21 protein-coding genes and 2 pseudogenes are annotated in these 24,554 nt (G+C 34.6%); 18 read left to right on the top strand and 5 right to left on the bottom strand.

Annotated elements, in window-relative coordinates; genetic code table 11:
* Positions 1 to 11 precede the first annotated feature (11 nt).
* From NST21_RS22715 to NST21_RS28965, 3 genes and pseudogenes are all read left to right on the top strand, one after another.
* Positions 12 to 1,475 (top strand): succinate-semialdehyde dehydrogenase, encoded by a 1,464-nt coding sequence (locus NST21_RS22715; protein ID WP_340891420.1) that lies wholly within the window; start codon positions 12 to 14, stop codon positions 1,473 to 1,475.
* Positions 1,476 to 1,714: 239 nt separating this feature from the next.
* Positions 1,715 to 2,173, top strand: a complete 459-nt coding sequence (locus NST21_RS22710; protein WP_340891419.1) for an SRPBCC family protein — start codon at positions 1,715 to 1,717, stop codon at positions 2,171 to 2,173.
* Between the two features lie 93 nt (positions 2,174 to 2,266).
* Positions 2,267 to 2,341 (top strand): annotated as a pseudogene (locus tag NST21_RS28965) (excalibur calcium-binding domain-containing protein); the annotation flags it as partial.
* A 185-nt stretch (positions 2,342 to 2,526) separates the two neighbouring features.
* Here NST21_RS28965 and NST21_RS22705 read toward each other — a convergent pair.
* On the bottom strand, positions 2,527 to 3,510 hold the full coding sequence (locus NST21_RS22705; RefSeq protein ID WP_328115964.1) for an ornithine cyclodeaminase family protein: 984 nt from the start codon (positions 3,508 to 3,510) through the stop codon (positions 2,527 to 2,529).
* A 34-nt stretch (positions 3,511 to 3,544) separates the two neighbouring features.
* Complete coding sequence (locus tag NST21_RS22700) at positions 3,545 to 4,843, bottom strand: MFS transporter (RefSeq protein WP_340891417.1); 1,299 nt, start codon at positions 4,841 to 4,843, stop codon at positions 3,545 to 3,547.
* Between the two features lie 173 nt (positions 4,844 to 5,016).
* On the opposite strand from NST21_RS22700, the gene NST21_RS22695 reads away from it, so the two are divergent.
* Positions 5,017 to 5,529, top strand: a complete 513-nt coding sequence (locus NST21_RS22695; RefSeq protein WP_340891415.1) for a helix-turn-helix domain-containing protein — start codon at positions 5,017 to 5,019, stop codon at positions 5,527 to 5,529.
* Positions 5,530 to 5,763: 234 nt separating this feature from the next.
* On the opposite strand, the gene NST21_RS22690 is transcribed toward NST21_RS22695, so the two are convergent.
* Positions 5,764 to 6,363 carry an alpha/beta hydrolase gene (locus NST21_RS22690; protein WP_340891414.1) on the bottom strand — a complete coding sequence of 200 codons (600 nt, stop codon included), beginning with the start codon at positions 6,361 to 6,363 and terminating at the stop codon, positions 5,764 to 5,766.
* Positions 6,293 to 6,553: an alpha/beta hydrolase-fold protein gene (locus NST21_RS22685; protein WP_340891413.1), complete on the bottom strand. Its 261-nt coding sequence runs from the start codon at positions 6,551 to 6,553 to the stop codon at positions 6,293 to 6,295. Before NST21_RS22685 ends, NST21_RS22690 begins: the two co-directional genes overlap by 71 nt.
* 325 nt (positions 6,554 to 6,878) lie before the next feature.
* On the opposite strand from NST21_RS22685, the gene NST21_RS22680 reads away from it, so the two are divergent.
* The 14 genes and pseudogenes from NST21_RS22680 to NST21_RS22615 all read left to right on the top strand — a co-directional run bounded on the left by NST21_RS22680 (position 6,879) and on the right by NST21_RS22615 (position 23,779).
* Positions 6,879 to 7,628 (top strand): methionine ABC transporter ATP-binding protein, encoded by a 750-nt coding sequence (locus NST21_RS22680; RefSeq protein ID WP_340891412.1) that lies wholly within the window; start codon positions 6,879 to 6,881, stop codon positions 7,626 to 7,628.
* Complete coding sequence (locus NST21_RS22675) at positions 7,621 to 8,283, top strand: methionine ABC transporter permease (RefSeq protein ID WP_340891411.1); 663 nt, start codon at positions 7,621 to 7,623, stop codon at positions 8,281 to 8,283. The genes NST21_RS22680 and NST21_RS22675 overlap by 8 nt, the downstream gene beginning before the upstream one ends.
* 18 nt (positions 8,284 to 8,301) lie before the next feature.
* The gene (locus NST21_RS22670) at positions 8,302 to 9,129 is read left to right on the top strand and encodes a MetQ/NlpA family ABC transporter substrate-binding protein (RefSeq protein ID WP_340891410.1); all 828 of its coding nucleotides are present in this window, start codon (positions 8,302 to 8,304) and stop codon (positions 9,127 to 9,129) included.
* Positions 9,130 to 9,454: 325 nt separating this feature from the next.
* Positions 9,455 to 11,329 carry a ribonuclease YeeF family protein gene (locus NST21_RS22665; RefSeq protein WP_340891409.1) on the top strand — a complete coding sequence of 625 codons (1,875 nt, stop codon included), beginning with the start codon at positions 9,455 to 9,457 and terminating at the stop codon, positions 11,327 to 11,329.
* A gap of 11 nt (positions 11,330 to 11,340) precedes the next feature.
* On the top strand, positions 11,341 to 11,730 hold the full coding sequence (locus tag NST21_RS22660; protein ID WP_340891408.1) for an immunity 22 family protein: 390 nt from the start codon (positions 11,341 to 11,343) through the stop codon (positions 11,728 to 11,730).
* A gap of 446 nt (positions 11,731 to 12,176) precedes the next feature.
* Entirely contained in the window at positions 12,177 to 12,686 is a 510-nt protein-coding gene (locus NST21_RS22655) for an ankyrin repeat domain-containing protein (protein ID WP_340891407.1), read from the top strand.
* Positions 12,687 to 12,993: 307 nt separating this feature from the next.
* The gene (locus NST21_RS28960) at positions 12,994 to 13,224 is read left to right on the top strand and encodes an immunity 22 family protein (protein WP_445670567.1); all 231 of its coding nucleotides are present in this window, start codon (positions 12,994 to 12,996) and stop codon (positions 13,222 to 13,224) included.
* 333 nt (positions 13,225 to 13,557) lie between these two features.
* Positions 13,558 to 14,076 (top strand): SecY-interacting protein Syd, encoded by a 519-nt coding sequence (locus NST21_RS22645; RefSeq protein ID WP_340892611.1) that lies wholly within the window; start codon positions 13,558 to 13,560, stop codon positions 14,074 to 14,076.
* Positions 14,077 to 14,443: 367 nt separating this feature from the next.
* Positions 14,444 to 15,115, top strand: coding sequence for a hypothetical protein (locus tag NST21_RS22640; protein WP_340891406.1), 672 nt, complete (start codon positions 14,444 to 14,446; stop codon positions 15,113 to 15,115).
* The gene (locus NST21_RS22635; protein WP_340891405.1) at positions 15,115 to 17,103 is read left to right on the top strand and encodes an AAA family ATPase; all 1,989 of its coding nucleotides are present in this window, start codon (positions 15,115 to 15,117) and stop codon (positions 17,101 to 17,103) included. Before NST21_RS22640 ends, NST21_RS22635 begins: the two co-directional genes overlap by 1 nt.
* A gap of 22 nt (positions 17,104 to 17,125) precedes the next feature.
* Positions 17,126 to 18,937 carry a hypothetical protein gene (locus NST21_RS22630; RefSeq protein WP_340891404.1) on the top strand — a complete coding sequence of 604 codons (1,812 nt, stop codon included), beginning with the start codon at positions 17,126 to 17,128 and terminating at the stop codon, positions 18,935 to 18,937.
* A gap of 116 nt (positions 18,938 to 19,053) precedes the next feature.
* On the top strand, positions 19,054 to 19,671 hold the full coding sequence (locus NST21_RS22625) for a hypothetical protein (protein ID WP_340891403.1): 618 nt from the start codon (positions 19,054 to 19,056) through the stop codon (positions 19,669 to 19,671).
* Between the two features lie 311 nt (positions 19,672 to 19,982).
* Complete coding sequence (locus NST21_RS22620; protein ID WP_340891402.1) at positions 19,983 to 20,795, top strand: DUF6602 domain-containing protein; 813 nt, start codon at positions 19,983 to 19,985, stop codon at positions 20,793 to 20,795.
* A gap of 305 nt (positions 20,796 to 21,100) precedes the next feature.
* A pseudogene (locus tag NST21_RS22615) lies at positions 21,101 to 23,779 on the top strand (DUF3427 domain-containing protein).
* Positions 23,780 to 23,784: 5 nt separating this feature from the next.
* Here NST21_RS22615 and NST21_RS22610 read toward each other — a convergent pair.
* Complete coding sequence (locus tag NST21_RS22610) at positions 23,785 to 24,198, bottom strand: (deoxy)nucleoside triphosphate pyrophosphohydrolase (protein WP_340891400.1); 414 nt, start codon at positions 24,196 to 24,198, stop codon at positions 23,785 to 23,787.
* Positions 24,199 to 24,554 lie beyond the last annotated feature (356 nt).

The following is a 24,554-nucleotide window of genomic DNA, read 5'->3' as shown; positions in this document are numbered from 1 at the left end:
GAGACATATTCATGCTGAAAACTAGTGGATTAGTCAATTTATCTGAACTGAAAATGTATGTAAACGGTGAATGGACTGCAGCACATAAAGGAGAAACTTTACCAGTAACAAATCCATCAACCGGGAAAGTAGTTGCAAGGATTCCAAATGGCGGACGCCAAGAAACGCAAGTGGCAATTGCAGCTGCTGAGAAAGCGTTTAAAACCTGGTCAAAATTGACGGCTCAGGAACGTAGCAAACATCTAAAAAAATTGCATGACCTTATGCTTGAATATAAAGATGAATTAGCAGAAATCATGAGTCTGGAAATGGGCAAGCCCTTTACAGAAGCACAGGGTGAAGTGGATTTTGCTGCAAGCTACCTGGAATGGTTTGCGGAAGAAGGCCGCCGGATTTATGGTGAAACGATACCTGCTTCTGCTGCAAATAAAAGGCTATCGGTGATCCGCCAGCCGATCGGAGTGGTAGCGTCCATTACCCCTTGGAATTTCCCGTTGGCCATGATGACGCGGAAGGTAGGACCTGCGATGGCGGCTGGATGTACAGTCATTGTTAAACCTGCAAAACAATCTCCTATTAGTGCATTAGCGTTTGGTAAATTGGTAGAAATGGCGGGAGTGCCTGCTGGGGTGGTCAGTATCGTAACGGGCAGTGCTGGACCTATCTCGGATGAAATCTTTGAAAACCCAATAGTAAGAAAAATTTCTTTTACCGGATCTACTGAAGTAGGCAAAATGCTGGTTACCAAGTCAGCCCCACAGCTCAAGAAACTTTCCCTTGAGCTTGGAGGACACGCGCCATTCATCGTTTTTGAAGATGCTGATTTGGAAGCCGCAGCAGCTGGTGCCGTTGCAAGCAAATTCAGGAACACTGGACAAACATGCGTTTGTGCAAATCGCATTTACGTCCAGCGTTCTGTCATCGATAAATTCTCTGCACTTTTTGTTGAAAAAGTACAAGCTCTTAAAGTCGGAAATAGCATTGATCCAACCGTTGAAGTCGGGCCTCTTGTCAGCAGTGATGGCCTGGCAAAGGTAGAGGAACATGTACAAGATGCCTTGGCAAAAGGTGCCCGCCTTCTTTGTGGCGGACAAAGAGTTGAAGGGGAATTGGCTGATGGATTGTTCTATGAACCTACCGTTCTGGGTGGAGTGAACAAGGATATGCTTATCACATACAAGGAAACATTTGGACCGGTTGCACCAATCATCCCGTTTGATACAGAAGAAGAAGTGATCGAGCTTGCCAATAATACAGAGTACGGGCTGGCCGCTTACTTTTATACACAGAATATAAGCAGGGGAGTCAGGGTATCCGAAGCTCTGGAGTTCGGGATTATCGGCTTTAACGACGCAATTCCCACCGTTGCACAAGCTCCATTTGGCGGCATGAAAGAGAGCGGTATGGGAAGGGAAGGCGGCCATCAAGGCCTTGAAGAATATTTAGAAGAAAAATATATATCGATGGGTTTTTAAGATAGGGCAAGTAAAGGCTTGAGGTGAATTCGGATCCTTAAGCCTTTCCTTTTTTACCTCATAAAAAGTCTTAATTCAACACACGCTACCCATTGATTAACAAACCTCAGTTACAGATTCATCTTATCCCAAATTCATTCCTTATAATCCTTGATGATTCAAATGACCCAAGGATTTATCATTTGTTAATTTGGTTTTACATAGTAAAGTTAATATAATGTAGGTAGAGGTGATTCTCATTGAAAAAATGGACAAAAGAAATAGAAATAAACGCTCCAATTGAACAGGTTTGGAAGTTTCTTGATGGTTCTGTAGAAAATATGCAACAAATCATGCCTCAAGTAGTTGAACAGAAGCCCATTAAAATAACGGAAGAAGTGGTTGGAAGTGTATATCGCCAAAAATATAGAGAAGGAAAACGAACAGAAGAGTATGATATAGAAACATTAGAATATTCGAATGCATCTAATGAAAAAAAGCTAAAAGTAGGCTTTACACTAGCAAAAATGTTTGAAATTACAGCTTTTTATGAACTAAATAAAATCAATGATAATAAGACTTCCTTTACATATACAGTCACCAATCGCCCGTTAAAGTGGTTTGTGAAATTATTTTTATTGTTTGCTACCGATAAAGTGGTAGTTGAATTTTTAGAACGTGTCAAGAAAGTAGCCGAAGCAGAAACAGTTAGGCAATGATTTTGTTAAGTCAATCTTCCGCAATCGACACAACAACACAGATAGAAAATGATCCATCTTTTTTCAAGATGGATTCAGACTGAAATACAAGCCCATGTTTCAAAGGCACTATATGATGCCAATAAAAAAAGCGACCGTGATAAAGACTTGATCGCTTGTGAAAGATAAGGATTATTCAAAAGGCCCTTCCGAAAGAAGGGTCTCTTTTTTTAAAGATGAAATGCTACTGCAAGTTAAGGCAAATGATTATCCATAAAACAAAAAAACGCGTTAGGTCTCATGTTGAACGACTCTTGTTTTTTTAAAATCGGGTTGTTATTACATTCAGCGATAGTAAAATGTATTGGGTTCTTTTATACCTCAATCTCCATCCCAATGTTCCGTTCTTTCGATTGGCAGTAAACGCCTTTTGCTACAGCGAGGTCAAAGTAAGCAGCACCGACTGATTTAAAGAAGGTAATTTCCTCTTCATTTTCCCTGCCTGTTTTGGTCAGCATTACAAGTTCATAAAGCTCCCCATGAATATCATTAAACGACCAATTTCCCTGATTGGCTGCATGAATGAGTTCTCCTGCTTCATCCTTCACGCCCGCCAAATCGTCGACGATAATTTTAGCAGCGCGTGATACCGTGGTATTATCCACTTCTTTCATATGCGGCAAATAAGACCCGACCCCGTTAATGTGTGTGCCCGGCTTTAAATCCAGCCCATTAAAGACAGGCTCGTTCGAGCGGGTTGCACAGCAAATAATATCTGCTTGACGAACAGCTGCTGAAACATCTTCGAAAACTTCAAAAGGAACGGTTACTCCGAATGCCCGCAGCTTTTCACCGAATTTCTCCGCTTTCTCTGGTGTGCGATTTACTAATAAAATACGCTCAATGTCCCTTACGGCTAACACACCAATTGCTTGTTCAAATCCCATAGCTCCTGTTCCGATAATTGTGAGAACCCGGGCGTCTTTACGAGCAAGAAAGTCTGTGGCAATGCCACTCAATGCCCCCGTTCTGAGACGTGTTAAATATGAGGCATTCAACAATGCTAAATGTTCGCCATTTTCTGCATCTGACAGCAAGATGACTCCTTGTGTTGTTGCCATCCCCCTTGAAGGATTCTTTGGAAAAATGGTAACAATTTTGACCGCCGAAACTTCTTCAGATAAATCAGCGCTTGGCATGTAAAGTGCCGATGCCTCGTGTTGAGGGAAATCAAGAACTGTACGATGAGGGTTGTCTATTCTTCTAGCACCATGTGCACGTAATACGGCTTTTACATCCGATATTGCGTCTTTCATTCCATATGATTGTTGAATTTCCTTCTCACTTATAACCAACATTCAATTGTCCTCCTTAAAGTAAAAGAACCATAGATTACATGGCTTTACTATTATGCGTTTCATCTAATTTCTGATTGCTACGATCCTTAACTGCCCAAATCGCTGCTAATGACACGAGAGATGCAAAAATAATATAAATGGCGACAGGAACATAAGAGTTATTAAACCTATTAAGTAAAGCCGTTGCAACTAGCGGCGCTGTTCCTCCTGCCAGAGCTGCTCCGATTTGATATCCAAGCGTGATGCCAGTATAACGAATCCTTGCATCGAAAATTTCCGAGAACATCGTTCCAAGAACAGCTGTGATGGGAGCCCAAATAACCCCTAAACCTATCACTGTTGCAACGATTAATAGCAATACCGATTTTTGCTGCAGCAACCAGAAGTATGGGAATGCAAACAGTGCCATCCCAATCGTTCCGCCTATAAACAGCTTTTTGCGGCCAATTGTATCAGATAACTTCCCCATGAATGGTATTAAAATCGTCGTTATAATTGTTGCAATCATGACTGCAGTTAATGTAGCAGTCCGTGAGAAACCGAGATTTGAAGTAGCGTATGATACGACAAATGTGCTAAAAATATAAAATGGCGCTGTTTCTACCACTTTGGCTCCCACGGCGATAAGCACTTCACGCCAATAATTCTTGAGAGTTTCTACAATCGGTAGCTTTGGAACTTCTCCGGATTCCTTTACCTTTTTGAAAGACGGTGTTTCATCAATTCCCTTACGAATCCATAGGCCAAAAAATACAAGCAAAGCACTAAAAATGAATGGTAAACGCCATCCCCAAGTCATGAATGCGCTTTCAGGAAGCAGTGTCATAATAGATAAGGCAATGGTTCCAAGCAGCATTCCTATCGTAACACCCATCTGAGGAATAGCTCCGAACAAGCCCCGTTTTTCAGCAGGAGCATATTCAACGGCCAATAAAAGCGCTCCTCCCCATTCACCGCCAATTCCTAGACCTTGAACTAAGCGCAACGTGATTAATAAAATCGGCGCCCAAATACCAACGGCTTGATAGGTAGGAAGAAGCCCCATCCCAAATGTTGCGACCCCCATTAAACTAAGTGTTAAAACAAGTGTTTTCTTTCTCCCGATACGATCGCCAATATGGCTAAAGATCACTCCGCCAAAAGGGCGGATGAAGAATGCTAACGCAAAGGATGCATAGGAAAGCAACAGCCCTATTTTCGGATCCTCATTCACGAAGAACAACTGGTTAAACACGAGTGCTGCAACGGTCCCATATAAAAAATAGTCAAACCACTCAATCGAACTTCCGACTAAACTCGCAATTAATATTCGCCGCATTTGTTTCTTTTCCATCTTTAGTCACCTCTTCAAAATTGAAGTATCACTTCAATTTATTATTTCCTTCATTTTAAATAATTAGAAATTTTCTGTCAATATTTTTTTAATAAGTTATTAATGACGGGGCATTCATCAAAATTTGTCATGTATAATGAAGCTAAATATTATGTAAAAAAGGGGGCATCTGTATGCCTTTTGATTCAATCGGGAAAAAACTAAGATTATTGAGGAAAGAGCGAAAACTAACATTAAAGAGTCTGGCCGAACAAACAGGCGTTTCGATTAGCTTTTTATCACAAGTAGAACGGGGAAAATCAAGCGTCACATTAGAGTCATTAAAAAAAATCGCTGATACATTAGATGTCAGCCCAAGTTTCTTTTTTTCTGAGGACCGCTCCCAAGAAAATTCAGATTCGAATCATGAACAATTTCATTATCAGAATTTATCCAGCGACATTCGTGATGCTGTTTTTTCGCCTATTCTTGTCACGTTAAAGCCAGGAGAAAATAAAGGAAGCGCTTTTTCTCATAGCGGACATGAATTTTTATTCATTATCGAAGGGAAGTTAACAGTGGAAATAGAGGGAGAAACAATAGAACTCCATGAACAGCAGTCGTTCATGTTCGATGCTAGAAAAGCCCATTACTGGTTTAACTTCTCGGATCAAATTGTCCGGTTTTTGGTGGTGTCGTCGAAATAACGGAAGTAAAGAATCAATGAAATTTTCAAGTAAACCAGTTAACGAAAAATGTCGTACAAAAGGATAGATGTAAACAGGGATTCCTCACTGTTCATCTATCCTTTCTTTTTACCTTGTTAAATGTGTGACATTAAATCAAATTATAAAAGTAATCGTAAAATATTGGTTTGTGAGGTATTTCAGAAAAAATGGTGATATGAAACAGGCTATTGTGATGCTATCGATAAAGGCTAATTAACGATCCATTGTTTCGTTTTTATTTTCGATGCCAAATAACCAACGAAGTGATTGAATGAAGTAGGTAGAAAAGAACAGGTCATCATGAGTTCCTTTTGGATCTAACTCAAATAATAGTCTAGATTCCAAATAGCCTTCCTTGATAAATTCAAGGTGGGCCTTCTTCGTGTAGTCAACCATATGCTTTTGTATCGTTTCTTTATAAATTCCCTCTAATTCCCCAACAAATAAATAGAGCTGATGATCTTGACGATTCACAGTTGGTTTGATATGGATATTTCCTTGCCGTTCAATCTTTTCTCCTTGAAGATAGCGAAGAACGTCCTCGTACCAAAAGGAAGCAGATAATGAGATATATTGATGGAATACCTCTGGATAATAATAGGAGGCGAAAATCGAAACAAGTCCTCCTAATGAGCAGCCGGAAATAGCTGTATGTGAAGGCTCAGGATTCGTAGCATAATGGGCATCTATATATGGCTTTATTTCGGTTACAACAGTATGTAAATAATCCTGCGCTTGTCCTTCAAATCTGGAAACATGTGGTGGATGGTGCTTCCCACGGTGTATAGTCATTGTTGCGATTAATTGGTTCAATTCCAATAACGATAAGCGGTTCAATTTGACCTGAAAGAATTAAATGATCGATATAGTTTGCAGCTTGTTTGGCAGTTTCTCCACCATCATGCATATAGATCGTTCGGTATTTCTTGGTTTGATCGTAACCTGAGGGCAAGATGACACATACCTCATAGTTGGCAATTTTCTCATCAAGGTACTGAATCATGTATTTTCCTCCACGTCCTTTAAGAATATAAACAACATTTGATAATGATAACCATTATCAATTATAATGCGCACTCTATTATTTTAAAAGGAATAATCCGATTAATAGAATAAAGGATGATGATAATGAAATAATCACTCATATCTAAGAATGGTAGCCAATAGAAAGAGGGAGTTTAATAGGGTTGGTAGTCTTTAACTGTTAATTTGTGTCTTTGCATTAGGTCCTCATTAGTTGATAAAATGATTTATCAGCTGTGTTTCTTTGATGAAACTATAATGAGGAGCGGTATGCTTATCTTTCAACAAATAGAAAGTGGGATTTTATGATTAACCTGCATCAAGTGAGTAAAAAATTTTCACAGTTTCAGGCCATTAAGTCTGTTACTTTAACAATACCTAAAGGTGAAATTCATGGAATAATCGGAGCAAGTGGAGCAGGGAAATCAACGTTGCTGCGGCTAATGAATTTGTTGGAGACCCCAGATGCGGGCGAAGTGGAGGTAAACGGCCAAAGATTGACCACATTGAACAATAAAGCACTTCGAGGGGCACGGAAGTCGATTGGCATGATCTTTCAGCATTTTAATCTTGTGGCAAATAAAACGGTTTATGACAATGCGGCAGCCTCTTTAGAGCTGGCAAATTATCCAAAGAAGGAACGTCGGAACCGTGTTGTTGAGTGTCTCCAGTTTGTCGGATTGGAGAAGGAGATGGAGAGGTATCCTGCACAATTAAGTGGGGGACAAAAGCAACGTGTTGCCATTGCAAGGGCATTGGCAAATAACCCGCAAGTGTTGTTATGTGATGAACCGACCTCTTCACTTGATCCAAATACAACGGCTGAAATATTAGACGTGCTAGAGAACATAAACAAACGCTTCGGTGTGACGATTGTCATTGTTAGTCATGAGCTGGATGTTATTAAAAGCATATGCAATCGTGTTACGATCATGGCAGATGGAGAGATTTATGACACTGTCATAATTGAACCAAATGGGATTCAAAAAAGGGATAATCGTCCAGAATACTTTATCGAACAATTAGCAGAGAATGGTGGGCTAGGTCATGCCTGAGATTTTAGTTCAATATGAGGCAGAAATTTGGCAGTCAATTGGAGCAACCATTACCATGGTTGGTGTGTCCATTTTAGCTGCGATTGTCATTGGATTGCCTGTCGGGACCTTGCTATTTCTTTGTAGGAAGGGCCATTTGCTTGATAATCCGTGGGCTTTCTCGATTTTAAATTTATTGGTCAATATTATTCGTTCTTTTCCATTTTTGTTATTGGTTGTTTTTTTAATCCCGTTTACAAGACTCATAATTGGCACAGCCATTGGTACAGCATCTGCTTGCGTTCCATTAGCGATCATTGCCATTGCCCATTATTCGCGATTAGTCGAGCAATCTTTATTGGACGTGCCAAAGGGTGTGATCGAGGCAGCCATTTCAATGGGGGCTTCTGTAAAGGATGTCATATTTAAATTTCTTTACGTGGAAGCTCGTTCAGGGCTTGTCCTCGGACTAACAACATCGATTATCAGCTTTATTTCCTATTCAACGATCATGGGAGTGGTCGGAGGCGGCGGTATCGGCGATTTTGCCATCAGGTATGGCTATCAGCAGTTTAAAACAGAACTAATGATTTATATGATTATCATTATGATTATTCTAGTACAGCTTATCCAATTTATTGGAACAGCTGTAGCCAGAATGATTGATAAAAGATAAATAATGGAGGGAAACATCATGAAAAAAATACTCTTTCTCATGACATCAATCATGTTGCTTTTAGTAGGATGTGGAAAGGCGAATGAAGTAAAAGAGAAAGAAAATGCGCAGAATCAAGAGAAGGAAGAGGTAACATTGAAAGTGGCCTCACTCATTCCCCCAATGACGGAAATTCTTGAGCTTGTTAAACCAAAGCTAGCAGAGGAGGGCATTAACCTGGAAATGGTTGTATTAGGTGATAATGTGCAGCCTAACACCGCACTAGCCGCAGGAGAAGTGGATGTGAACTTCTTCCAACACGTTCCATATATGGAGGAATTCAATCGAAACAAAAATGCCGATCTTGTACCAGTGAAACCAATTTATTTTGCCAATTATGGGGTGTATTCCAAAGAATACGATTCAATGGATCAATTGCCAGAGGGTGCCGTTATTGCCATTGCAAATGATGTGTCGAATATTGATCGTTCATTGGCATTGCTAGCACAGCATAAAGTTATTACTTTAAAGGAAAAAAAGGGTCCATACTATACAATGTCTGATATTACTGAGAACCCTAAAAACTATCAGTTTAAAGAAGTGGATTTATTAATGCTAGCGAGAACGTATGATGAAGCAGATGCGATAGTGATAACACCTGCTTACGCCGCACCGCTTGGTTTGACACCAAAAAATGACGCTCTTCTCACAGAAGGTGTTGAAAATGACTTTGCGATTACATTAGTGGCACGCAAGGATAACGTGGATTCTGAGCCAGTCCAAAAGTTGGCCAAGGCTATGACAAGCCCAGAGGTACGCAAATTTTTAGAAGAGAAATATAGTGAAACGGCCATCCCGGCATTTTAATTTTGATACAAAGAAAGGGCTATTCCTTCAACGGGAATAGCCCTTATTTACGTATCAGTTTAAAATACTGTCCAGCTTGCCAATTTTGTGGCTCCTGGACAGCCCATTTTTGTTCAATATTACAAAGCTTAAAGAAATATTCTATTAGTATACTAATAACAATTTACTTCATTTTTAATCCGTTTAGTAAAAAGTCCTTTCAATTCTTGAATAAATATAGAAACTCTTCTAAAATATAATCAGTCCATAATTTTACAGTAAATAAAATTACTACATACAAATGAAAATATAGTTATAAGAAAAGAAGTTGAAAGGACTTTCCATAATGTCTATGATTTACGAATCTCAAACACTAGTTTCTGCCATGCAAACGCGTGTCGGACAATATAAGGACCTGAAAGAACAGCTCACGGAATTAAAAAAAGGATTTGAGAGTATCGTTCATTTGGATGATGAGCTGCAGGGGCAAGGCGCAGAGGCCATTAAAGGGTTTTACAAAGCACAGATCGATGTTGTGGATTCTTGGCTGCGTCTGATTAATCGGCATGTTGCCTTTTTAAGTGGAATTCAAGGAGATACAATCGAAGCTAACCTTAGTGAAACCGTGGTTACGGTCCCTTTTTTAGAGGAAGAGCTGGAAAACGCCAGTCGAAATTCCAAGGAAATGGTCACAGCCCAAAAAAATGATCTGAAAAAAATATTCTCCGGAATTGATGATATCATTCAGTTAGAGCCTTTTTCCGATGATGCGTTCTTTGAGAGTATGGAGAAAGCTGAAAGGAAACGGAACCAAACGATAGACAAAGTAAACGAGATCGATCATAAGTGGACGGCTGAATATGCTAAATCCGAAGCGGACCAAGCGGCAGTGACGGCACTCATGGAGCAATTGAAAGTATCAAGTACAAGAGGAGGAGTAGTATCCCCTCTCTATTTTAATGCAACAGCTTATAAAAATAGTGAAGCCTATAAAAACCTGGAAGTTAGGAAAAAAGAGACCGCGGAATATCTGAAGGTTAAGAAAGAGGAAGCAGAGAATCGCCGGATCAAGGATTTGAAGGCACAACTCGATCATGTAACAGATCCAGATGAGTTCCTCAAAATCGCCAAGCAGATCGGGTACGAAAACTTAGGCCCCACCCAGCAGCAATATGTTATGCAGCTAGAAGCATCCAAGCAAACGGCAGACATTGCAAAAGGAATTGGCGTAGGCCTGTATGATGTAGGGAAAGACTTTGTGACAGGGGTTTGGGATTTTGTCACAGATCCTGGGGAAACAGTTGAAGGTGTAGCAAATTCGATCATGCACCCGATAAAAACCTATAAATATATATCCAAGTCCATCTCGGATTCATATGAAAGAGATATGGTAAATGGCGATGCCTATTCGCGGTCTCATTGGGTAACTTATGCCCTTGGAACAGTCGTCACATCAGTAGTGGGAACAAAAGGCGCAGGAGCCGTAACGAAAACTGGGGTAGTGACAACCAAAGCCGCTGCAGTAAAAGGTGCAACGAAGGCAAAAGAACTGGTCTCAATTCCTAACCTATTGCCATACAATCCTAAAAACCAACTGTCGTTGGCAGGTGGAGTACCTTATAATACGGTTAATGGTGTGGGGTTAAAAGAACAGTTAATTTCAATGGCGAGAGTGGAGTCTGAGATTAGTGGTAGGGATAAGGGTGAAACTACAGTAAAAAGACAAACTCCGAATCAAAGAAAATCAGAAGTTATCCAAAATAATTTTGTTAAAATCACTTCTCGTACTAATATTTTTAACCCTGAAGATATCCCAAGTGTCAGAGATGGTGAGTTTATTAAATGGTATGATAATATAACCTTAGATGAATTAGAAATAGCGTGGGCTAATCCGGAAGTTAGAAAAGTAATTTCTTCAAGATTGAGATCCCCTGGAAAATTACATGAATGGTTAATGATTGCAAGAGCACCTACTTTCAAAAGGTGGGGTATAAGTGCTGAACAAATCCAAGAATTGAGAACACCAACAAAAGATGTAGAGTTTATTAATCCACCAGGTAGACATCATCGTGCTCCTGGTTCTAAGAGAGCGCATAATGAGATATTAGAGATAATAGACACATCCCTTGACTATGATACATTTGTAAGACGGTTACAGATGTGGTCTCATTATAGATACAAGGGTGGAGTAGAGGGTTTACCAGGTAATCTAAAAAAATGAGGAGTGAAATTATGGAATATAGTGGTATGGTTTCAGTGTGGTTTGGCGTTTCTAAATCGTTTGAAAATCTTGAAGAGTATGTTGATATAGAGTATACGGAAGATGGGGATTCAATAGACTCAAAGTTTGGTACAAACTTTGAATTTGGTTATTATGATGAAGATAACATTGAAATTTGTTTCTATGAAGAACCAAAAAATAATATAGACGACATTTTAAATGATTTTTCTTATAGCGAAGTAATTATTCCGAATATAAAAGAGTTAGTAAATGGTGATAATTTAGCATACTGGATTAATTCTGTTATTGTACTCTATGATTTTCAATACGATGAAGCAAAAAGTGGAGCTGAAACGGAAAATATAGAAATTAAATTTATTGGTACTGTACCATACAAGTAGAACTAATTAGTAATTTAGTTTAAATAAGCTATAAATACTTAGATATTGAATTAAGAACGATAACTAGGCGTGATGACATTTTAAACCTAAGAAGTAGAACAAAACCATAAACTTAGGAAATTAAACAAGATTGTTGTTTTAAGGTGAAATTTGTAAGTGAATAACTTCATATAGCTAACCATTAAGCACTTGGTTGCCTTTTAGGCAACTGGTGTTTTTGTTTTTTTTGTGAGAAATTTTAACTTTTGACGATATAGATGATGCTTTACTGAAATTCATAGCTCATGATGGCTATACCTCATGGAGAAATGATTTTATGCTTGATTCGTGTGAAAAGTATGATAAACCGGCGAGATGACATTTTTACATGGCAAGGGTTGTTGAAGCTCACGAAGAATTAGGTGAATTAGCTAGTAGAAGATAATCGAAAGTAAGGAGGATATGTTTTGGATAAAAAAAGTGTAAACAAAGCAATAAGGAATGCAATTAAACTTGGTGATATTAATGAAGTAAAACATTTAATAGGTGATGATAAAGAAATTTTGAGTACAAAGACTTCATTTGGAACGTGGTTGCATTTAGCTGCCAAGAAGGGACACCTTGAAATGGTTGAGTACCTAATTAATAAAGGGATAGATATTGATGCTAGAGGTGGTACATTTGATGCTTCGGCATTAAATTTGGCAGCAGGTGCGGGGCATTTGGAGATAGTAAAGTATTTAATAGAGAGAGGCGCAGAATTAGATGAGAGCTTAGCAAAAAGAAATCCATTATTTGGAGCAATTTATGGTGGGCATAAAGAAGTAGTTGAGCTTCTAGTTGAAAATGGAATAGATATTTCAATTAGATATACGGGAGAGAGTATTAAGAATATGGACGCATATGAATATGCTAGAGAATTTGGGCAAACAGAAATTGCTGAATATTTAAAGCAAAAGATGGATGAAAAAGAATAGAATAGAAAAGAGACTTTCTGGTTAATAGTATTTGCTATAGAGATAGTACAATGTGACTTATTCTTGTTTGGTAAAATGCCTTTCGAAGTGTCTTTATTTTTGTGGTGTTTTCCAGTGCAGATAAACCGTTTATTATCTAAAGAATTTAAATAACTCTTGTAATCCCTATATTATGTTTTACTAGATTTATTTTGAGAATTTTCACGTACACGGAACGATAATAATGGAGAGAAGCTACTCCATCAATTAACTCCTGAATGTCAATCTTTAACACTTAGGTGGATTGAAACCAAATAGGAGGTAGCTTATGCAAAAAGAAGGATTTGTATCATTTTGGGTAGGGAATATTAACTCATCAGAGGAATTAGACAATTTACTTGAAATTTCTTATACAGAGGATGGGGATTTTATTCCATCAATGTTTGCTCGAGGCTTTGGCATCGATAGATATGACGACGCTGTTAGAGAAGCGGATTTTTATGATGAAGCTGATAACTTGCTTAGTCGATTATTAGAAGGGTACTCCTATTATTCCTAAATTTTCTTCATTGTGTGGCGCACAGTTGCCAAGTGAGTATAATGTTGTAATTCTTCTATACAACTTTAAATATGAGGGAATTAAAAAGAAAACCACAATGAATAAAAGTAATTTAGAGTTTTTAGGTGCAGTAGAATACTTGTAATTTAGATAAAAAACCTTGATTGGCTTAAGCTTTTCAAGGTTTTTTATGTCTTATATAGTTCAAAGTTTAAAGTTATAGAGATTGCCTCGATTCTTTAACTTAGAGGAGATCGACTTTTTAAGTTGTAATTCTATTAGCCTATTATTAAATTACCGAAATGGGTGATATCTTTGTCTATTAAGAAATCAATGCGCCAATACTTCAGATTGAGACAAGAAAATGCTGATGAAGGGATGGACTTTTTATATAAGACTTCAGTTACTGAAGAGCTTAATTCAATAATTTATGAAGGTGAAGTTGACGAAGATGATTATATTACATGGAAACCTGTAGAAAAAACTACTTCACATGATTTAGAGCAGTTAGAAGAGAACTTAGAAGTGGTATTCCATAAATCAATTATTGAATATTTTAATTCGTATTGGTTCGCTGATTTAGACGGATTTTTAAATGATTTCTATGTTAAATTAGATGCGGTTTTGCCAAACTTCGAATTGGATTCATTCCGAGGGACCTTAGAGGGATATAAGAGCAATCATAACAATAGACTTGAAAATATCCCTTTAGGTATTGAAGGGAATGGTTTGTTAGTGGTAATTGATAATGAGAACGGTAAAGTAAAGTTAGAGGACTTCGAAAGGAATTCATTTGAGGTTATTTCAGAAAGTATTGAAGCATTAATTTCTAAACTAAGGTTAAAAAGATAATAGTGAAAGTAAAAGGACAAAAAAGCTGAAATTTAAAGAAGTTGATAATTCGAGAGGAATGGGTCTTATCAACTTTTTTTGAAACATTAATTAAATATTCATTGACTCCAATATTCTTCTAAAGCATGAAAGAAGAAACGAAGCAACTCATAAACATCACTTAAAAAAACCCCCGATAGCAATCATTTCAATGAGTTCAGTTTTCTTCTTTAAGTCTTAAATGAAAAATCTCAACGTAGGTAGTGAAAGAAAAATAAGTTTATACATAGAAAGAATAATTTTATTTTTTAAATATTTATTTCAGCAAATTACATTATTTGGTGTAATATTGGAAGGACACTACTTTTTATGAGGTGAATAAAGAGAGATGAGAACTATAACTGATTCAGCCAATTCATACCGCAGTAAATTAAGAATTTTATTAATACTATATTTCTTTTCAGAAGAAATAAAGGGAGAGAAAGAAAAGAAAAGTCATATAAAACAATTTAAAAGTGAAGTTCGTATACAGAAAATAGACTTCTTAATACGTTATCCAGACTATCTAGCGGCAGAGTTATTAGAACTCATAGAATTAGGAAAAGATGATAAAGATGTTGATGAAATAAAGAATGTTATTGTTTCTATATTTAAAGAAAATGAACCCGAACTAAGAAGAGAAGATATGTTACGTTACTTCTTTGGTGCTTATGAAGACATTGATGACATCATTGCTTTTTTAATGTCAGTTAATTTTATTGATTATACTAGCAAGCGAAGTATTGACGGTAGAATTTTTGAAAAAGTTTATTATTTAACTGACTTTGGGATAGATAAAATTGAAAATGAGATTCTAGTAAATCTTGAAAAAGTTAAATGGTATAAAAAAAGATGTGAATTGATTAGAAAGTATTTTGGGAATCTTTCTGGGACAGAATTAAAAATAAGACAATATGAGCATCCTGAGTATAAAAGCACACCATTGAATGAATACATTATTGGAATTCAAGAAGAGGTCAAAGCGAAGTTTTTTAAGATTTTTGGGGAGGAGTTAATTTAATGAAATGGAATGATTTTTTATCGGATGTATACACATCATGTGATCAGGTACTGAGTATAGGAGAAATATCGGAACTACTTGATATAAGTAATTATGAGAAGGATAATCCAATTTCACAGGGGAAAAAGTTGGTCATCAAGAGGCTTAAATTGAGCGGTAAAAAAAATACAGGAGAGTTAATAGATTACGATAAGTACTTTCATACAGGAGTAAATGTTGTTTTTGCAGATAATGGTAAGGGGAAATCTTCTGTTTTTAAAATAGTTAAATTTGCTCTGACAGGAGATAAAACTTCTATAAAGAAAGATGTATATAGTTGGCTACAAAAAATATTATTTGAATTTCAATTAAACAATACTACTTATACAGTATACATAGATTTGACAAGTGCTAGAACTAGAAGCGGACTCTATAGAAGTTCCATAGACTCTTTAGTTTTTAACGAAAATGGTTTCATAAAGTTAGAAGATATATTAATAAATTTTGAGGTGAATAGTGAAACAGCATTTAAAGATAATATGCAAAGTTTCTTTTTTGAACAATTCTCCTATTATAATTTAACTTGGACTAGCAGCACTAAAAAAAGTCTTGAACTTATTGAGAATAATGCATCTTGGAAAACATACTATAAATCTATTTATTTAGAATCTAAGGATTATAATGTGCTCTTTTTAAATACTGATTATGGATCGCAAAATAAGAAGGTCCTTGAAATGGTTTTAGGATTAAAGTTCACAGCTCTAATTAATTCATGGAATAAACAAATTGATTATCTTAAAAATAATTTAAACAAGAAACGGTTGATTGAAGAGGCTACTGAGGGAAGTACTCAAGACAAGAATGAATTAGAAAAAGAATTAGAAAAATTAAATGAAGAAATTACAGAAATGCGAGAAAAGCGTAAAGTAACTTTCCAAAAAACGCTTAATATAAACAATTATAAAATACAAAGTCAAAAACTTTTCGATTTGGAGAGAGAAGTAGCAACTTTAAATACACAAGTTGAACAACTCCAGAATAATAAGGTACAGATAGAAAAAAGAATTAGTAACTTAAAAGAGGAATTTGATTTTGGTTTCTATTTTAGTAATTTAGATATAAAAAGATGTCCAAGATGTGAGCATGAGATTAAGCGCGAGAAAGAAATTAACGAGAAAACAAATCATAAATGTAAGTTATGTGAAGATAGCTTAGAATCGAGAAATGAACAAGATGAAGAAGTATTAATAAATAAAATTAATGATTTGAATGAAGGTCATACTAAGATTTCGATTGGGATTGAGAGATTAAAAGAAAACATTTTTCAAATGAATGAAGATAAGAAGAAATTGGTATTAGGCCTAAGTAGTAATGAAGATGAAATTAAATCTTATCGATTTGATGAGGAACAGATTGATGATCTATCTAGATTGATTGAAAAACGGATTGAATTAGAATACAAAATAGAGCAAAAATTCTCGGAAGAATCAAGTGATGAGTTCGAAAAATTAGAAAATAAGATAAAAGTTGTTGATTGTGCAATAAAATTATTAAACTTATTAAGATATAAAGAAAGTAATAATATCTTAACAAGTTTATGTAAACTAATCTTTGATCAATTAACTAGATTTGGACTGAAAAATGTAGATCGAGTTAGTATAAAAGATAATCTAGAAATTATCTTTATACAAAATGGAGTCGAAAATAAGTTTAGTGAGTTAAACGAAGGTGAACAGCTGAGGGCTAAAATTGCAGTTGTACTTAGTTTAATTCTTTTGGATGTGAAATATAGTGTAGGGAGACATCCTAGACTGTTAATAATTGATTCTCCAGGCAAAGAAGAGGTTATAAGTAAGGATTTAATTAGTCTTGCTAGTATTTTTAAAGAAATTGAAGATGAATTCGAGAATGATTTACAAATTATTATTGGTACGGCTTTAGAGGAATTAAAAGAAGCTAGCGTAGAAAGTAAAGTAGATACTAGAAGTGTTGGAGAAACAGTATTTTAAATTAGATTGTAGGTGAATTTTTATGGAAATGAATTATAAAACTTTTTCTACAAAGTCTATAAAGGATAAAGTTGTTCTCCTAGAAGATTGGATGCAAGGATGCGATAATATAAATTTTGGTTCAGAAAAGAGTGTCAAAGGATTTTTTAGAGAGGTTATCGAAAATGAATCCAATATTTATTTAAGAAAACTTAGTATTGAATTTTTATCTTTTTTAACAGCACTAGATAAGATAAGAAAGTCATCAACGATAGATATTCTACTAGATATAGAAGATTCAGATGAACCTCAAATTATAGTGCCTTCTTTGAAGTATTTATATGCTTTCTATGATAATAACGATGATATTTTAAAAAAGCTTCAAGATTTTAAAGAGTCTCTAGATGCGGATGTTTCATCAGAAGCATATTATAGACTTGGATTGATTCAATTATTAAATAATGGTGTTTTTAATGATAATATAAATTTTCTAAAATGTCTTGAGCAAAGTGCACGATTATTTAAATCTGCATTTTGTACAGTTGAAAATAGGGTAGATGCCCAATATTTTTATGAAGTTACAAATTACTTAATGGCAATCATAAGTGTAGATAAGATTAGTGCAGAAGCTGCTTTGAAGAACTTAACGAATCTATCTTTTGTTAGATCTGCTTTCAGTTATAATACAGAATCGTTTAAGTTGGAAAATAAGATTCATGACGTATTATTGAAAGTGTATAGAATTTTTGAAAACTCTAATAATCATAACAACTGGATAGATTATGCCAGAGAATTTAGTAGATTGGCTCAATATCATTTGGAGTTTTTAAATATATCATTTTCTAATAATGAAGTACAATATCAACTAATTGAGAACTTTAAAAAATCTATCGACTCTCAAATTCTTGAAAATATGTATATAAATAATTTTGCTTATTATGAAGCAAAAATAAATAATATACAGCATCAATTTCCTGATGATGAAACATTACAGGCTTTCTTAGGTATTGTAAAATCTGCAATTTCTAATAACGAAAAAAAAAACGATGATACTCAGTATTTAAGCATTTGTTTGCAGATAAAAGAAATTTTACCTGAAGTAGAAACCGAAGAATTAGTATCAAAGTTACAAAATATTCAAGATGTGAATGATGTTAAAGAAGTTCTTGCGTTAATTAAAACCTATACGGAGCATAAATATGAAAGAGAAATTGATGTTTATACTGGTGATATAACTGGAGAAGAAATCTACTATGGTGTGTTGTCTTCTATAAAAACGGCTATACCTCATTATAGTGAGAACAAATTGAATATTTTTAAGAGGATCTTAGAAGAAACTATTAGATACTTAATACTTACAGTGAAGTCCAAGCGAACTGATGATTTTAATTTTTTATATTTAGAAAAACATGGCGGAAAAGGCGATAAAGCTTCAGAAAGAGATTTTCAAGATAGTTTATATAAGCATTTTTTATACAGTAAGATAGCTTATGGAGCGGAAGAAGAGATTAATAATTTTGCAGATGGCGGTAGGATTGATATTGTTTTTCAGCTCAATAGATATACTTTTCCAATTGAGTTGAAAAAAACTAAAAATCCAATTTCAAAAGATTCTATTAGAGATAAGTATTTAGAGCAACTTCATACTTATATTTACGCTTATGACCAATTGGGGATATTTGTAGTATTGGATTTAAACGAGAAAACAGCTCCTGTAAATGATGTGAGAGACTTAGTTTATTTAGATAATATTAAACCTTTATATGCAGTTGAAAATAAATATCCGAATTTTATAGTAGTAGTGATTGTTCCTGGGAATAAGCCATTACCTAGCGTTAAATCGACATATACTTAATTTTAAAAGAAGAAGAAAGAAGCTTTCCTTCTTCTTTTTATTTATATCTAATTTAGCCTTTTAAAGGTTAGGGTGAACCTTATTATAAGTATAATGAGGAAAGCTGAGGAGGAAATATGGAAATAATACTTATAGGTATATTGATACTTATATTATTAGTAGCTCTATGTCTTAGAGATGCCAAAAAAAATTATGAAGAGTTTCCTTTTTTTGTGTATCCTGATGGAAATGACAAGGTTTTTTTTGTATTTCAATATTACATATGGGAATTAAATAAAAAAGAACAGCTAAAAAAGATTTATAATCAGTCTAGCATAGTTGAAGTTGAAGGCTTTAATTACCAAATTACACATGGGGGTTTTACATACAATTCATCGAATGATGTATTTTTTGAAAAAGAAATTAGATATTATGGAAAACCATTATTAGCTCAATCAACCGTTAATTACAATAACGTGATTATTAACCAATATGGTAATGGACGCATCAGTCTAGATTACAGCACCAATGTGATTAACAATGAGATAATTGAGATTGAAAACTATCTATCAGAAGATCATATTGTTAATATTGAAGATACAGAAGCAATAGAACTTTTTTTAGAAAAGGTTAAAAGTAACCAAATTATTGAAAAAGAAGAATTGAGTATGATATATAAACTGTTTATGAAATATGAACCGTTAGCTAGTTTCGGTTTAAATTTATTAGGGGCTATTCAAAACTTTATTAAGTAAAAGTTACGTAGTTAAAAACAAATGGTTTTGAGTCAATCCTTAAGAAACAAAAAAGTTAAATCTTAAGCCGTATTTCTATTTTGATCTTCAATGAAGTAGAGTTTTTATTCTAAGCTGCTATGAATTCCTTTTCGGTTATACCTATAGTAATTGGAATATTTAGGATTCAAATAGAGCCAAAAAAATAATATCAAATGGTACTATTAAGGAAGGTTTATTACATTTTTTAAAATACTACTCCAAACAAAATCAAAGAGCACCTTCCTACTTTATTTTATGTGCTATATTAATCGATAAAAAAATTAGACAAAATGACTGGTAGAAAAGATGAAGGTGAGGAATGCATAGTGGGTCCCAATTCTCTAGAGTATCAAAGATCTATTGCTCTTGAATTTAATGCTACTAAAAATAGAATAAGATACTTAATAGGTTCAACTCATTGGGGCGAAGATGGCAGACATAAGGAAGTAATTTTAATGAATTTCTTAAAAAGATTTCTCCCTAATAATATTGAGGTAGGAACAGGATTCATAAAAGAGGGAGATAATATATCTACTCAAATTGATATAATTATTTATAATCCATTATTGCCTTTATATTATAAAGAAAATGATTTTATAATTGTCCAACCTAAAAGTGTTTTGGGAATAATTGAAGTAAAATCAAATCCTGATAGAAATAAAATTGCAGAAGCGATTTATAAAGGCAGTAAGGCAGGAGAGCTCATCAAAGAGAATTTAATTTTTAATGGGTTATTTATTTTTGGTGAAGCTTACAATAATCAAAATCATTCATCAAAAATATTAAAAAAACCACGAAATGGTGAATTTAAAGGGTCTTTATTAGATGCTTTATCAAAAAAAAATGGCATCAATCATATTGTCTCTAATGATGGAGCATTTTTAAAAAAGTGGGATGATGAAGAGAAATTTAGTTGTTATGCTATTAAGGATTTAGCTGCAAGTTATTTTTTCTCGAATTTATTAGACATTATTAATACTAGAACTGAATTATTAGGAATTACAGAATCTATGTATGACCATCTTTATCCTATTCCTAAGGGGAAAGTCAAATTTATAAAGTGGAATGTAGAGCTACAGATAAAAGACTCTACCATTAAATGAGCAAGTTATGATTTCGAATAAATTGATTATGAAGCTGACCCTCCTGGTTAGCTATTTTTATATGGGGAATTCTATGCTACCATTATCTAAACATTAGTATTCAACAAGTTATACAATGTATCTTTTTATATCTGAAACATTCTCTTATATGTAAAAACAGTCAGGAGCAAATCATGATCATCGAGAAAAAGCTAATTGTCAATTCAGACAATGGTAATTTATTAAATGAATTAATCTCTTCGATAAATTAGTGTGAAAAGTTTTATTTCAGTGTAGCTTTTATTAATTATAGTGGTCTTCAGCTGTTGTTGGATACTTTCAAGAACGCGGAGAAAGGGGGAGTAAAGGGGAAGATTATTACTTCTACTTATCTGAATTTTACTGAAGCGAAGGCTTTAAAGAAAATAAATGAGTTTAGTAATATCCATTTGAAGATTTTTGAAACAGATAAGGCGATTGGTTTTCATACGAAAGCGTATATTTTTGAATTTAAGGATAGTTATAAGGTGATTATTGGTTCTTCTAATATTACTCAAAGTGCCCTTAAGAGTAATATTGAGTGGAATGTTGAGATTATTGCTAAAGAGGATGCTCAATTTCTGAAAGATGTTTTAAAGGAATATGATGGATTATGGAATAGTAGCGTCGTTGCGGATGACAATTTTATTAGTAAGTATGAAGAGTTTTTGAGTAAATTAAAGAGCTATACGAACACGCAGCAATTTATTTATGAAAGCTCTGAATATATCATTCCTAATAACATGCAAAAACGTGCGGTTGAAAACCTTGAAAGAATTAGATCGTTTGGGGAAAAGAAGACCTTAGTTATAGCAGCAACAGGTACGGGTAAAAGGTATATGTCTGCTTTTGACGTAAAGGGATTAAAGCCAAAAAGGTTACTGTTCATTGTACATAGAGAAGAAATATTAAAAAAAGCAAAAGAGACCTTTGAAAAGCTCCTTCCTAATGAAAAACTGACATTTGGATTACTGACTGGGAATCAAAAGCAAAAAAATGCCGATTATATTTTTTCTACCATACAAACTGTGTCTAAATGCTACGAGGAATTTAAACGAGACGAATTTGATTATATTATTTTTGACGAGGCCCACCATGCAACAAGCCCTAGTTATCAGGCAGTGCTAGAATATTTCGACCCACAATTCACATTAGGGATGACAGCTACTCCAGAGAGAAGCGATCAACAAAATGTCTTTGACCTATTTGATAATAATGTTGCATTGGAAGTTCGTTTACATGAGGCTTTAGAGGATGAACTGGTTATTCCCTTTCATTATTTTGGTATTACCGATATTGAGGGAATTGATTTAAGTGATGTAGATATTGACGATGTAGCAGAGATAACGAAGAGATTAAAGGTTAACGAGAGAGTCGACTTTATTATTAAGAATATGAATTTCTATGGCCATGACGGGGACAAAAGAAAAGGTCTAGGGTTTTGCGTAACCGTTGAACATGCACAATATATGGCACAAGAATTTAATAGTAGAGGTATTCAAAGTATCTGTTTATCTGGAAATGATTCAGTCGAGCTGAGATCGTATTATATAAATAAGTTAGAAGATGACCATGATGATTTAGAATTTATTTTCACGGTTGATATTTTTAATGAAGGTGTGGATATTCCTTCTGTAAATACCGTATTAATGTTAAGACCTACTAATTCTCCGATAGTTTTTATTCAACAGCTAGGACGAGGACTTCGTAAGCATAAAGACAAGAGTTTCCTAACGGTACTTGATTTTATCGGGAATCATAGTAAAACCTTCTTAATTGCCATCGCATTGAATGGTAGTAGATATTATGATAAAGAAAGCTTGAAGGTTGCTATTGCAACTGGGTTTGCAAATATACCAGGTTGTACGCATATTCAAATGGATAAAATCTCTGAAGAACGGATATTAGCGCAAATTGATAAGGAAAACTTTAATTCTTTGAAGTATTTGAAGGAAGAGTACTTTGAATTTAAGAAAATGAATCAAGGTAAAATTCCTTTATTATTAATGGATTTTATGAAATTTGATGGAGCTCCAGATCCGATTAAGTTTATTAATCGCGATAAAACATATTTACAATTTGTAGCAAAGGTAGAAAAAGACGACTCCTTGAAAAGGCTGTTACTAGACGAAGCTTTTGAAGGAGTATTAAGGGAATTATCGAGTAAATTACCTCTAAAGCGAGTGTATGAATTTGCTATTGCTAAATATCTTTTGGATCATGATGATATTTCTTTAGAAACCGCAAAACGTGAGATATTGAAGTTGGTTAAAGAGGTAGATGATGATAGCGTATTACATGCCTTTCAGTGTCTAAATCAGGATTTTTATGATCCTGGTCAGAAAAAGAGGAGCTTTAAGTTATTTACTCTTGAAGATGGTCATTTATCTAAGACAGTTTCTTATCAAAAGGTTCTACAGAATGAAGAATATAGAACATATATAGAAGATCTTATTATTTATGGAATCTTTAGATATGAAAAGGAATTCAAAGAAGACTACTATGGTGTGCCACATTTGAAGCTGTATGAACAATATCAAATGGGTGATGCTGCATTACTATCAAATTATCGCAAAAGCCACAGTGCTTTTAGGGGTTCTGGTCTACTTTAAAATGGAAATGACTATTTCTTATTTATTGATCTGCACAAGGAAGAGGATATTAAAGAGAGCATTAATTACCACGATGAATTTATAAATGAACGCATTTTTCAATGGCAGACTCCAAATAGTACTGCCCCAAGTTCTGAGAGAGGAAAGAATATTGTATTCAATCAGGATAGAGGGATACATTTACATTTATTTATTAGAAAGTATATAGAAATAGACGGAAAAACAGAACCGTATATTTATATAGGTAACGGTAACACGGTGGAATATGAAGGGGAAAAGCCAATTACCACTACAATGGAATTAGAGAATGAAGTCCCAGCTAGTTTATATACGGAGTTCACTAAAAGAGTATAGCCTTCTCATTTGAGAAAACTATTTTTTTCGTTTATTAATTGTTCCACAGCTGGAATGTCAGCAGGAGCCCATTTTAGAGAACTTAAATTCTCTCGCTTTAACCATAGGAGTTTAGAATGCTCGTTGGCAATGGGATTACCTTCAATGATTTTACACTTTATAGATAGCAAGTTAATGATGAAGGTTTCATATTCATGCGTATTATCATTAAATGTTGAAGCTTCCGTTTCAACTTTACATTGTAATTCTTCATCAATCTCTCTTTTTAAAGCAGTAAAAATATCTTCTCCCTTTTCTACTTTTCCACCTGGGAATTCCCACATGTTCGGGATGCTCATATCGGGAGAGCGTAACGCACATAGTATTTCATCTTTTTCATTTTCAATGATGGCTGCAACTACTTTAACTTGCTTTTTCATGTTATCCTCCTATAGGTTTGCTATGATTAAATAATATCATGATTAAGGGGTGTAATAAATTACAGAGTCAGGTTAAACACTTCCGCCTCTCTTTACCCCAAGAACAACCCGGGTACTATGCTTTAAAAGAGGAAGTTGCGAAAATATAGGTTGTTTTCATATAAAGTACTACGTGCATGTTAGGTTATGCTGTTTATCTTCGATAATCCTTATGAAGTCAGGTCTTTGAAATTATGGTTAGCACAACAACATCCCATGTATTGCAATACACGCCATACATATTGTAGTAGGGATGAAGATTACATCCAAATAGATTACTTAAGCCCAGTCATTTGACTGGGCTTTTTGTTTTTCAA

The organism is Peribacillus sp. FSL K6-1552, from assembly GCF_038005205.1.
GTDB classification, from domain to species: domain Bacteria; phylum Bacillota; class Bacilli; order Bacillales; family DSM-1321; genus Peribacillus; species Peribacillus butanolivorans.
This window is presented reverse-complemented; position numbering and strand designations above follow the sequence as displayed.